The organism is Paenibacillus sp. FSL M7-1414, assembly GCF_038003195.1.
Taxonomy (GTDB): domain Bacteria; phylum Bacillota; class Bacilli; order Paenibacillales; family Paenibacillaceae; genus Paenibacillus; species Paenibacillus amylolyticus.
On sequence record NZ_JBBOOS010000001.1, the window covers coordinates 1,908,833 to 1,921,391 of the forward strand.

Consider the following 12,559-nt stretch of genomic DNA (forward strand, 5'->3'; position numbering starts at 1 on the left):
GACGCAAATGACACTCACATCTGATCGAAAGCCAGGGGAGGGCAATACAGCTGTTCTGGCCATTAATGTAGGACTGCCGCAACCGCTCCCTGGGCAGAAGCGTGAAGTGCTGAGCGGCATAGTGAAACATCCTGTATCCGACGCGGTTTTCCTGTCATTCACTGGAATGCCAGGGGACGCGCAGGCGGATCTGGTGCATCATGGCGGCCCTGACAAAGCCGTTTGTGTATACGATTACAGTCGTTATCCGGCGCTGGAACAACTGATGGATCGCAAGCTGGATTGGGGAGCTTGTGGAGAAAATCTGACGGTTGAAGGCTGTGCCGAAGAAGACGTACGGATTGGTGATGTGTACGAGTTGGGCGAAGCCACAGTGCAGGTCAGTCAGCCCAGACAACCTTGCTTCAAGCTGGGTGCGAGGTATGACTATAAGGAGCTGCCTGTTTATTTTCAGGAGACTGGATATACCGGCTTTTACTTTCGTGTACTGCAAGAAGGTGAGGTAAGGCCTTTATCGATATTTCGACGGATCAGCACCGATCCAGCCTCAATGACGGTTCTTGAAGCCAATCGAATCATGCATCAGGGGAAAGAAAATGTCGAAGGTATTCAGGCGTTGCTGGCCATTCCTGCGCTGTCAGACAGCTGGAGGCAAACGTTAATGAAACGATTGTCCAAGCTGGAGAACAAGTAGCGGGGTAATTATCGTGTCATCAAGTAAAGCAATTCGAATTCCTTTTTAAACTAACTTGGGAGTGTGACTAACATGACGATCTTAGGCGCAATTGAAGCAGGCGGAACCAAATTTGTATGTGGTATTGGCACAGAAAACGGAGAAGTTCTGGAACGCGTAAGTTTTCCAACAACAACACCGGAAGAGACCATGGCTCAAGTGATTTCATTTTTTGAAGGTAAAGGCATTGAAGCTCTGGGTGTAGGTTCATTCGGTCCGATTGATCCGATTGAAGGAAGCCAAACATATGGCTATATCACAACAACACCTAAACCACATTGGGGACAGTATAACGTGATTGGCAAGCTCAAGGAGCATTTTGATGTGCCGATGACATTTGATACGGATGTGAATGGTGCGGCACTTGGAGAAGCAACCTGGGGCGCTGCACAAGGTCTTGAGAGCTGTCTGTATATCACTGTGGGTACAGGTATTGGTGCAGGTGCTGTGGTTGGCGGTAAAATGGTCCATGGATTGTCACATCCAGAGATGGGACATATCATTGTACGCAGACATCCGGAGGATACATACGAGGGTTTCTGTCCGTATCATGGTGACTGCCTCGAAGGCCTTGCAGCAGGACCAGCCATTAACAAACGTTGGGAGCAACCGGCTTATGAACTGCCTGCAGATCATAAAGCTTGGGAGATCGAAGCACATTACCTGGCACACGCCCTGATGAACTATGTTCTGATTCTCTCTCCGCAGAAAATTGTCATGGGTGGCGGAGTAATGAAGCAGGAGCACCTGTTCCCGATGGTTCGTAGCAAACTGCAGGAGTTGCTGGCTGGATACGTTCAGCATCCGGCACTTCAATCCGACATTGACCAGTATGTTGTTTCACCAGGACTTGGTGACAATGCGGGTCTGTGTGGTTCACTGGCGCTTGCCAAGTTGGCATTGAATAAGTAGGTCATTAAGGGATTGACGAATTTTACCATTGTGGTATGATATGGGCAACAGCATAGTACGGTTAATGAGGAAGCACCTCTCTTGCATGGATTTTGCAGGAGGGGTGTTTTTTTGTGTTGCCTATAGGTAGTATCTCTAACTCGTATAAGCTGAATATTCAAAGGGAGGGAACGAAAATGGAAGTCATTTTCATGAACAGATTGTCCAGAATGTCAGATCAGAATGCAGAGTATGCACAGTTATGGATTGGGGAAGAGGAAGATAGTTGGCAGCTGGGATGGAGTCGCTACGAGGAAGGAGAGCGTGAGGACAGCATCTGGTATGAAGGGACTTCTTGGGAGGAGCTGCTTCATATTTACCGTCATCAGCTTGCCATACAGATGAGTGAGGGGTACCGACCGCAGTTGCAGGGGTTATTTCATGAGAATGATGATCTGAAGTCACGCAGTTATGGTGGACAGCGGCTCCATTGTTACAGTGAGTTATACGGCAATGAGCAATTATATACGGATCTGTGCACATGGCGCAGGAAGAGAGCTGTGTCTGACCGGAAGGCACCGTATTTTATTGCAACGAATCGTCTGTTGCGTTTGATCAGTGCCTTTGTTCCGCAATCGCTGGATGAACTGATGCAACTTCCGGGCGTAGGAGAGAGCAAAGCAACTGAGTATGGTACGGAATGGATGGAGATTACAACCGGATTGGAACGTTCAACGACATTCCCGCTGGACTGGGTATACACGGCGCTGAAGGAAGAAGAGTATGAGAGTTGGTTATACAAGCAGAGAGAGCAGAAGTATAAGCAGGAACTTGATAAGTTCACCACGCGTAAGCAGGTGCTTGAAGGCATGAAGGAAGGGTATACGTTAGAGGAGATTGTTAATCGATCCGGATTATCCCGACGCGAGTTGGTTGAGCTGTTAGAGGCACTGGATCACGAAGGTTATGACACCGATTGTCTTCTTGATGTGGAGCTGGCAGTGATGCCAGAGAACGAACAAGAGGCCGTATGGAGTGCGTATGAGGAGCTGGGAGATACGTTCCTGAAGCCAGTATTACATAAGGTGTATGGAGGAGAGAAACCCGATGGAGGAAGTCTGGAGCAGGTCTATGAAAGACTGCGCATGATTCGAATCCGCTTCCGTCGGCACGCAGAGACAGAGAAGAATGTTGGTTAATAATCAGAAATGAAAAAAGACGAGGCGTTTCTCCGGAGGAGCGCTTCGTCTTTGTTATTTCATACGAGTTCATACCCAGTCTTTCTTACGGAAAATGAAGAACATGCTCAGGCCCAGTGTAACCATCAGGCCAATCACAACAAAATAGCTGTATTTCCAGTTAAGCTCTGGCATATTCGTAAAGTTCATGCCGTATATACCGGTAATGACCGTCAGCGGCATGAAGACCGTGGTAATGGCGGTAAATACACGCATGATCTCATTCGCCCGGTTCGCAATACTGGATTGGTAGGCTTCTCGCAAGTTGCCCATTAGGTCGCGATAAGTCTCAAAGGTTTCAGATATTTTTACAGCATTCTCATAGATGTCACTGAAATACTTTTGCAGTTGATCATCGATGAGACGCAGATCTTTTTTGTTCAGGGTGTTAATGACCTCTTTCTGAGGTCCAAGGACTTTTTTCAGCCACAGAATCTCACTGCGCAGCCCGATAATTTCACTCAAATGTGACTTTTTGGTGTGCATCAGAATGTCTTCCTCAAGCTTCTCGATCCGTGCTTCAATTCGGTCACCTACGGTGAAATAATTATCAACAATCAAGTCAACCAGCAAATACAGCAGACGATCCGGTGTACTGATTTCCTGTTCCCACAGGATGGGTTTCAGTGTGCGCAATTCGCTGACCTTGTGCTTGGTAACACTAATAATGAAATGTCTGCCGAGGAATAAGTTGACCGCACGTAGAAATATCTCTTCATCATCAAAACGGATGCTATTAATCACAATAAAATAATGGTTCTCATAAATTTCAATCTTCGGACGTTGTTCTTCGTCACTAAGACAGTCTTCCACAGCCAGATCATGCATCAAGAACAGCGGCTGAAGTACCGCCAAATCGTCTATGTCTGCATCAATCCAGTAAAATCCTTCCGCTGGTGGAGTCAGCGCCTGCTGAATGTCGTCCACCGGAATAAATACACCGTTGTTTACCAACCGGATTTTCATCGTTAATCTACTCCTTCTGCACCCGCCAACTTGGCGGATATTATCATTATGGGCGCAAAAAGAACAAATCAGCCGGTCGGCAGCGGAGCCTGGAGATCAGGGCTGCGTTCACTATATAATCAAACGGAAGTCACGTCCCGCTGCCGGCATGCTGATGTCAGTTCTCTATGCAGTTTGTCGGAATTCGGCTGCCAGTCAGGCCTCGGGTCGCCATCCATTTAATATGTCACCTCTCACATAAGGGTTTATAACACCTTGTTTAGTATACCGCTGGTACAAGGTGCTTTCAAGCGCAAAAATGTGTCTATTTCGCGCCCTGAGGCAGTGTATGACAATGGATGATGAACGGTTCCGATCTGGGAAGCAGACATCGAACTGCAACTTGACGTGAGGGCATTAATGTAATAAAGTAGACGGTGAACCATATTCAATTACAATCTAATACAGCGAAATCTTATCAAGAGTAGGTGGAGGGACTGGCCCGATGAAACCCGGCAACCGGCGGTATACCGCACGGTGCTAATTCTTGCAGCGACTAAGTGTCAAGTGGCACTGTTGTAACTGAGAGATGAGAGAGGCGCATATCTATTTTACATATGACCTTTCTCGAAATCCGAGGAAGGTCTTTGTCATATGCCCCGACTTCTCAGCAGTGATTTTCGCTAAGGAACTTGAGGTTGTTTGTAACGTTGGATGAAAGAGCAATTCAATGTTTTTACAAGCTCAAGGCAGTCTATAACTGTATTGATGTGAAGACATCAAGCCAGGGGTGGCTGCATCTATCTATGCACAAGGAGGAGTTAGACTTACTATGCCAATCAAAATACCCGATACGCTACCAGCAAAAGAAGTACTTGAAGGAGAGAATATCTTCGTCATGGATGAAACTTCTGCATATCAGCAGGATATTCGTCCACTCCGTATCGCTATATTAAACCTGATGCCCACAAAGGAAACGACCGAAACACAATTGCTTCGTCTGGTGGGAAACACGCCTATTCAGGTGGATGTCGTTCTCGTACATCCCAAATCCCATACGTCGAAGAATACGTCTCAGGAGTATTTGGATCTGTTCTACAAAACCTTCGATGAAATTGAGCACCGTCGTTTCGATGGAATGATCATTACGGGTGCCCCGGTGGAACAGATGGATTTCGAAGACGTGAACTATTGGAATGAAATCCAGGAGATTTTCGAATGGACCAAAACCAATGTGACTTCAACCCTCCACATATGTTGGGCTTCCCAGGCAGGTTTATACCATCATTTTGACGTACCCAAGGTTGCACTTGATGAAAAGTGTTTTGGCGTTTTCCCACATACCATCAATAAACCACATGTTCCGTTGTTGCGTGGATTCGATGAAGTATTCAACGTTCCACATTCTCGTCATACGGAAGTGAGACGCGAAGATATTGAAAAGAATGAGAATTTAGAGATTTTGGCTGAATCCGAGGAAGCGGGGATCTTCCTGGTTGCTACCAGAGACGGCAAACAGATTTTTGCCACAGGACATGCCGAGTATGACCCGTTCTCATTAAAGTGGGAGTATGACCGGGATACAGCTAAAGGGTTGGATATCGCATTGCCTAGACATTATTATCCGAATGACGATCCTTCCCGTGTGCCACCAGCTACTTGGCGCGCTCATGCCAACTTATTATTCTCTAACTGGCTCAATTACTATGTGTATCAAGAAACACCTTACGATATTGGCCCGCAAATCTAATCGAGATTACAGGAGGATGCAGCAATGGAAGACAACAACAAGTTGAAAATCGAAAGCCGCTTAGCACAAATTGGGTCCATCAATGAACCGGTTACAGGCGCCATTAACTTTCCGATCTATCAATCCACTGCGTTTCGCCACCCGAAGCTTGGACAAAGCACGGGGTTTGATTATATTCGTACGACCAACCCAACTCGCAAAGTGTTGGAAGAGGCGGCCGCAGCGCTGGAGTCCGGTGATGCAGGATTTGCCTGTAGCTCAGGTATGGCCGCGCTGCAAACCATCTTTGCCATGTTTGGTCAAGGGGATCATCTGATTGTATCGCTGGATCTGTATGGTGGAACCTATCGTCTGCTGGAACGAATTCTGTCCCGTTTCGGCGTAACTGCAAGTTATGTGGACACGAATGACCTTGCAGCACTGGAGAAGGTTCGTCAGCCGAATACCAAAGCTGTATTTATTGAGACACCAACCAATCCACTGATGATGATCACAGATGTGGAAGCTGTCGCTTCCTGGGCGAAAAGTTACAACCTGTTGACCATTGTTGACAACACGTTGTTGACTCCATTTTTCCAACGTCCGATTGAACTGGGTGCCGATATCATCATTCATAGCGCTACCAAATATCTGGGCGGACACAATGATGTGTTGGCCGGACTAATTATTACCAAAGGTGAGGCGTTATCTGCAGAGATGGCGTTCCTGCATAATTCCATTGGAGCAGTATTATCTCCAAGTGACTCCTACCAGTTGATGAAAGGTATGAAAACGCTGGCTCTTCGCATGGAGCGTCATGAGCACAATGCACTTACTATTGCTAAATACTTGCTTGAGCACCCAGCGGTGGTTGAAGTGTATCATCCAGGTCTATCCGATCACCCGGGGTATGAGATACAGAACAAACAATCCACGGGTAATACAGGTATCTTCTCTTTCAAAGTGAAGGATGCACGTTATGTTGAACCGTTGCTACGTCATATCAAACTCATTGCTTTTGCCGAAAGTCTCGGCGGAGTTGAATCACTCATGACTTATCCCGCAGTACAGACTCATGCAGATATTCCGCTTGAAATTCGTGAAGCCGTAGGTGTGGATGACCGTCTGCTCCGGTTCTCCGTAGGCATTGAACATGCAGATGATCTGATTGCAGATCTCGGCAATGCTCTGACAGTTGCACAACAGGAAGTGGAAGGAGGAGTGCACTCATGAGTGAGTCCAACAACAAGCCCAATTCCGAGTTGAAATTTGATACCAAATTGCTCCATTTTGGCGATGAGATTGACAAAACGACTGGAGCCTCCAGTGTACCGATCTATCAAGCATCAACCTTCCATCATTTTGATATCTTCAATCCACCTCAACATGATTACAGTCGTTCGGGTAATCCGACACGTCAGGCTCTGGAAGATTACATCACATTGCTGGAGGGCGGCGCACGAGGCTTTGCCTATTCTTCGGGGATGGCTGCGATCTCAAGCGTGTTCATGATGTTCTCGGCAGGGGATCACATGATTGTAACGGAAGACGTATATGGAGGTACGTATCGTTTGCTTACTTCCATATTAAGCCGTATGCAGATCGAGACAACCTTTGTAGACATGACCAATATAGATGAAGTAAAAGCGGCACTCAAGCCAAACACCAAGGCAGTTTATATGGAAACACCTTCCAACCCTACACTGCGAATTACGGATATCGCTGCCGTAACTGACTGGTCGAAGGAACATGACCTGATCACGATTCTGGATAACACCTTTATGACACCGTACTATCAGCGTCCAATTGAGCTTGGTGTGGACATCGTCGTACATAGTGCTACGAAGTTTCTCGGAGGTCACAGTGATGTACTGGCAGGGTTAGCGGTTGCTCGCACGGAATCACTTGGCGTACAACTGAAACAGTTGCAAAATGGACTTGGAACTGTACTCGGGGCACAAGAATCCTGGCTTCTGATGCGCGGGATGAAAACCTTGGGGGCTCGTATGGCTCATAGTGAACGGAGCACAGCCAAACTGGCGGCATGGCTTAATGAGCGCAGTGATATTACCGCTGTGTTTTATCCTGGACTTGAGGATCATCCGGGCCGTGAGGCACATGAGCGCCAGTCCACAGGATATGGAGCTGTCGTTTCTTTTGACGTCGGTTCAGGTGATCGTGCAAAAGCAGTTCTTAACCGGGTGAAGCTCCCCATTGTTGCTGTAAGCTTGGGAGCTGTGGAGAGTATTCTGTCCTACCCAGCGATGATGTCTCATGCGGCAATGCCGGCTGAGGTTCGCCGTGACCGTGGCATTACAGATGGGTTGCTGCGCTTCTCTGTAGGTCTGGAAGATATCGAAGATCTCATTGTAGATTTGGAACAAGCGCTTCAGGAATCCTAACAAAAGTGGATGCCCGAATACGCCGATGCGTATCACTTAATCTCGAACTAATTCTTTTCCATATGTAAAAATTTTTACTTATTTTTAAAGCACCTGTACATAAGGTGCTTTTTTTCACATGTAACCTGTGTTACGATATGTGGAGTACAGAAATACGATGTTGCCACCAGAACTTGCTTCTCTTGAGCAAGTTGGGACGGATCGTTATATAATTTCTCTTCATGAGGGAGGCTTTTTTACGATGAGTACGGTAGACCGTATCTTAGATAAAGCCCTTCGGGGCGAACGTTTGGACTTGGAAGACACGATTCAGCTATTTGAATCCAATGAAGTGGACAAAATCGGGGCAGCTGCTAATGTCATTATGAAACGCATGCACCCTGAACCATACAGAACATTTGTAATTGGGCGTAACGTCAACTACACAAACGTGTGTGATGTGTACTGCCGTTTTTGTGCTTTCTACCGCAGACCTGGTTCGGATGAAGGTTATGTGCTTCCGGACGAAGTGATTTTCCAGAAGATTCAGGAAACGGAAGATGTGAATGGTACCGAGATTTTGATGCAAGGTGGAACGAATCCAAACTTGCCTTTCAGCTATTATACAGACCTGTTGAAAGCCATCAAAGAGCGTTTCCCGAACATCACGATGCACTCTTTCTCCCCAGCGGAGATTATGAAAATGGTTGAAGTATCCGATGGCCTTACATTGGAAGAGGTTGTACGTGCCATTCACGAAGCTGGACTGGATTCCTTGCCTGGCGGCGGCGCTGAAATTCTGGATGACCGCACACGTCGGAAAATCAGCCGCTTGAAAGGTTCATGGCGGGATTGGATGGACGTTATGCAAACTGCACACCGCATCGGTATGAACACCACGGCAACGATGGTTATCGGCCTTGGTGAATCGATGGAAGAGCGTGCATTGCACTTGCTCCGTGTACGTGAAGCTCAGGACGAATGTATTGCGAACAAGTACGACTCCGAAGGTTTCCTGGCATTCATTCCTTGGACCTTCCAGCCAGACAATACCAACCTTAAGCTGGAGCGTCAGACTCCGGAAGAGTACTTGAAGACTGTAGCCATCAGCCGACTGGTGCTGGATAATATCAAGAACATTCAATCCTCTTGGGTAACGATGGGTCCTGAGATCGGTAAGAAGTCGCTTGAATTTGGTTGTAATGACTTCGGTAGCACGATGATCGAAGAGAACGTTGTATCTGCTGCTGGTGCAACTTACAAAGTTAACATTGAATCCATTCTCCGTTTGATTCGGGAGTCCGGTTATATCCCGGCACAACGTAACACCCGATATGACATCGTTCGTATGTTCGACGAAGAGAATGCCGTACATGAAGATTTCGTAATGCAGAACTAATTCTAATTAATTCAATACTACTCTCCATAAACTTTGATCGTTAGATAAGTATTTATGAAGCCAAGCCCGCTGACTACTCCGTTTGGAGAGACGGCGGGCTTTTTGATTTCTTTCTGCGGTTCGAGGTCATCAAACAGTACATGTTACGCAATTGGCGATATTTTATATTGAAATTGAACTGTTACAATGAAAGGGAACTTGTGTAGTCAGACACGCTGGAAGGGGTTAAACCGATGAAGAGAAGAATACTTGGCAAGACGGAACTGGACGTACCTGTATTGAGTTTTGGAGCATCCTCACTCGGTTCTGTATTTCGTGACATTGACCGGGACGAAGGGATTCGCACTGTACATGCGGCTGTAGATGCGGGGATGAATTACATAGACGTTTCGCCTTATTACGGGCTGACAAAGGCGGAGACAGTGTTGGGTGAAGCCATCCGCAGCTTGCCTCGCAGTTCATATATGTTATCAACCAAAGCCGGACGGTATGGGGAAAATGAGTTTGATTTTTCACGTCAGCGGATTCTGGATAGTGTGCAAGAGAGCCTGGATCGATTGCATACAGACTATATCGACATTCTGTTCCTGCATGATATTGAATTTGTGCCAGCAGAGATCATTATAGAAGAAGCCTTTCCAACGTTGCTGCGTCTGAAAGAGCAGGGAGTTATACGACATGCGGGCATTTGTGGATTGCCCTTGCCGTTGTTCGAGAAGGTTCTGCCACAGATCGATGCGGATGCGATCATCTCGTATTGTCATTATTCATTGAATGATACCTCATTATTATCGTTATTGCCCCTGTTGGAAAAAAAAGAAATTGGCCTCGTCAATGCTTCGCCTCTTTCTATGGGCTTGTTGAGTACCCGAGGGGCTCCTGCCTGGCATCCGGCAGATGATCGGGTGAAAGAGCTCTGCCTGAAGGCTGCCCGCTTCTGTGCAGAACAAGGCAGTGACATTGCCAAGTTGGCCGTGCAATTCTCCACGTCGAATGAACGAATTCCGACAACACTGGTGAGCAGTGCCAGCCAGCGCAATATCCTCAATAATGCAGCCTGGATAGAGGAACCGATGGATCAGAGCCTGCTGGATGAAGTGCTGCGCATTCTGGCTCCATTGCATAACGAGACGTGGTCAAGCGGAAGACCTGAATATAATACGAAGCCAAGCAACACGACAGCAGAAGCATCAAAGGGGGAACTACGATGAGAGCCATTGTATGTGAAGAAATAGATCAATTGAAGCTCCAGGACCTGCCTCAACCGGAACGAGCAGAAGGAGAGGCGTTGGTTGCCATTCGGCGGATTGGGATCTGTGGAACGGATCTGCATGCGTACAAAGGCAACCAGCCATTCTTTACCTATCCTCGTGTTCTGGGTCATGAACTGGCGGCTGTTATTGAAGAAATCGGTCCGAACGAGGCAGGATTACAGCCTGGGGATCAGGTAAGTATTATTCCGTATCTGCACTGCGGTCACTGTATTGCATGTCGCAGTGGAAAAACCAATTGTTGTGCGTCCATGCAAGTCATGGGTGTGCACGTAGACGGAGGCATGAGAGAAAAAATCAACGTGCCTGTCTCACATCTGCTCTCAGCAGAGGGTTTGACACTGGATGAGACGGCAATGGTAGAACCATTAAGCATTGGAGCCCATGCTGTCAGAAGAGCAGGAATTAAACCTGGTGAGCATGTGGTTGTGATTGGAGCTGGACCCATTGGATTGGGTGTGATGGCATTTGCCAAACAGGCGGGGGCGCGTGTTATTGCCGTTGATCGTAATCTGGACAGGCTGGAGCTTAGCCGGACTTGGGCTGGAGCGGATGACCTGGTACAGGCCAATGAACATGCTGTACAACAAGTAGCTGAAATTACTGGTGGCGACTATGCTACAGCTGTCTTCGATGCAACAGGTAACGTGAATTCCATGAATGGGGCCATTCAATATGTGGCGCATAGTGGTCAACTCATTTTTGTAGGACTGGTGAAAGCGGATATTACCTTTCATGACCCCGAATTTCACAAGCGGGAGATGAGCATCCTGGGCAGTCGAAACGCAACCTGTGAAGATTTTGAACAAGTCCTGTCGACCTTGCGTCAAAAGAAATTAAGCATGGATGGGTATATCACACACCGAGTGGAATTTGATGAGTTACCTACTGCAATAGATCAATGGCTTTTGCCAGATTCACATGTAGTCAAAGCTATCGTTGAACTATAATATCAATTAATTATAATAACAGAAAAAAACGCTCTCTGACCTTGGTGGACAATACTGTCCATCCATAGGGGAAGAGAGCGTTTTTTTATTTTTCCGGATTCGTTACAATACCCGCATGTGGATCAATGTGACGCACAATGGACTTCAACCAGATCATCTCCAGCACATGTACCTCATAATAAAGTGCACCCGGGATTTGCCTGATCCATCCTTCCGCCATCGCGAGTTGTGTTGAGTCAGAAGTGGCTTCCAGAATTCCAGGTTCACGGCGTAGCCGTTTGCGTACAGCTTTTTCAACTTGAGAGCTTTGTGTGGTCAATATGCATACTTTGCGTTTGGAAGAGAAGCCCCTGAACGCAATGTACACCATTTCATAAGCAATAAGGTAGGCGATTACGGAATACATCGCTTGGTCCCAGCCAAAGACAACACCAGCGGCTGTCAGTATCAACAAGTTAAGAAGCATGATTATTTTTTCGATAAGCATCCGTTTTCCGCTAAACACACGTTCAGGTGGGCGGGAAGACGGATCACCGATTTCCAGCGTATCCAGTGTCCCGCCATACCGCACGACGAGTCCAATTCCGAGTCCGAGGCATAATCCGCCAAACATGGCAGCAGCCAGCGGATGCTCTACAAGTGGCGGCATGGGATGAAGCACAATGGCACCGATCGAAAAGACAACCAGACCTAGAACAGTAACCAGTACAAATTTCTTCTGCACAATCTTGTAAGACAGAAATATAAACGGCACATTGAATAAAAATAGGAACAAACCAATCCTCATTTCGGTCCAGTGGGCGAAGAGTGAGGAAATACCTGTAATGCCTCCAATAATAATCTTATTGGGGTGTAAGAACAATTCGAGTCCCACGGAGGCCAGAATTCCGCCCGCAATAACGAGAAACAGGTTTAACCAGCGGCGGGTAGACGATATCCTGGTCTTGGCGGTGTTTGGCACCGGATTAGCCGATATCAGAGGTGCTTTCATAGGTCATCCTCCTTAGTGCGGCTTTCGAGCC

11 protein-coding genes and 1 riboswitch are annotated in these 12,559 nt (G+C 47.1%); of the genes, 9 read left to right on the plus strand and 2 right to left on the minus strand.

Annotation, left to right across the window (positions count from 1 at the left end):
• Positions 1 to 7 precede the first annotated feature (7 nt).
• The 3 genes from MHH92_RS08775 to MHH92_RS08785 all read left to right on the plus strand — a co-directional run bounded on the left by MHH92_RS08775 (position 8) and on the right by MHH92_RS08785 (position 2,823).
• Positions 8 to 694 (plus strand): MOSC domain-containing protein, encoded by a 687-nt coding sequence (locus MHH92_RS08775; protein ID WP_340903247.1) that lies wholly within the window; start codon positions 8 to 10, stop codon positions 692 to 694.
• 72 nt (positions 695 to 766) lie between these two features.
• Positions 767 to 1,645, plus strand: coding sequence for an ROK family protein (locus MHH92_RS08780; RefSeq protein ID WP_340903249.1), 879 nt, complete (start codon positions 767 to 769; stop codon positions 1,643 to 1,645).
• A gap of 176 nt (positions 1,646 to 1,821) precedes the next feature.
• On the plus strand, positions 1,822 to 2,823 hold the full coding sequence (locus MHH92_RS08785) for an HRDC domain-containing protein (protein WP_076252426.1): 1,002 nt from the start codon (positions 1,822 to 1,824) through the stop codon (positions 2,821 to 2,823).
• A 69-nt stretch (positions 2,824 to 2,892) separates the two neighbouring features.
• Here MHH92_RS08785 and corA read toward each other — a convergent pair whose 3' ends face one another.
• Complete coding sequence (gene corA, locus MHH92_RS08790; protein WP_340903251.1) at positions 2,893 to 3,828, minus strand: magnesium/cobalt transporter CorA; 936 nt, start codon at positions 3,826 to 3,828, stop codon at positions 2,893 to 2,895.
• A gap of 451 nt (positions 3,829 to 4,279) precedes the next feature.
• Positions 4,280 to 4,403: riboswitch (SAM riboswitch) on the plus strand.
• A gap of 236 nt (positions 4,404 to 4,639) precedes the next feature.
• Here corA and metA point away from each other — a divergent pair.
• The 6 genes from metA (at position 4,640) to MHH92_RS08820 (ending at position 11,537) form a co-directional block, all read left to right on the plus strand.
• Positions 4,640 to 5,557: a homoserine O-acetyltransferase MetA gene (gene metA, locus MHH92_RS08795; RefSeq protein ID WP_211081144.1), complete on the plus strand. Its 918-nt coding sequence runs from the start codon at positions 4,640 to 4,642 to the stop codon at positions 5,555 to 5,557.
• Between the two features lie 24 nt (positions 5,558 to 5,581).
• Positions 5,582 to 6,769 carry a PLP-dependent transferase gene (locus tag MHH92_RS08800; protein ID WP_105597999.1) on the plus strand — a complete coding sequence of 396 codons (1,188 nt, stop codon included), beginning with the start codon at positions 5,582 to 5,584 and terminating at the stop codon, positions 6,767 to 6,769.
• Positions 6,766 to 7,938, plus strand: coding sequence for a trans-sulfuration enzyme family protein (locus MHH92_RS08805; protein WP_036669808.1), 1,173 nt, complete (start codon positions 6,766 to 6,768; stop codon positions 7,936 to 7,938). The genes MHH92_RS08800 and MHH92_RS08805 overlap by 4 nt, the downstream gene beginning before the upstream one ends.
• A 241-nt stretch (positions 7,939 to 8,179) precedes the next feature.
• Entirely contained in the window at positions 8,180 to 9,316 is a 1,137-nt protein-coding gene (mqnC, locus tag MHH92_RS08810; protein ID WP_074096829.1) for a cyclic dehypoxanthinyl futalosine synthase, read from the plus strand.
• A 233-nt stretch (positions 9,317 to 9,549) separates the two neighbouring features.
• The gene (locus tag MHH92_RS08815) at positions 9,550 to 10,527 is read left to right on the plus strand and encodes an aldo/keto reductase (protein WP_340903262.1); all 978 of its coding nucleotides are present in this window, start codon (positions 9,550 to 9,552) and stop codon (positions 10,525 to 10,527) included.
• Complete coding sequence (locus MHH92_RS08820; RefSeq protein WP_076252422.1) at positions 10,524 to 11,537, plus strand: zinc-binding alcohol dehydrogenase family protein; 1,014 nt, start codon at positions 10,524 to 10,526, stop codon at positions 11,535 to 11,537. Before MHH92_RS08815 ends, MHH92_RS08820 begins: the two co-directional genes overlap by 4 nt.
• Positions 11,538 to 11,622: 85 nt before the next feature.
• Here MHH92_RS08820 and MHH92_RS08825 read toward each other — a convergent pair whose 3' ends face one another.
• Positions 11,623 to 12,528 (minus strand): YitT family protein, encoded by a 906-nt coding sequence (locus MHH92_RS08825; RefSeq protein WP_051447155.1) that lies wholly within the window; start codon positions 12,526 to 12,528, stop codon positions 11,623 to 11,625.
• Between the last annotated feature and the right edge of the window lie 31 nt (positions 12,529 to 12,559).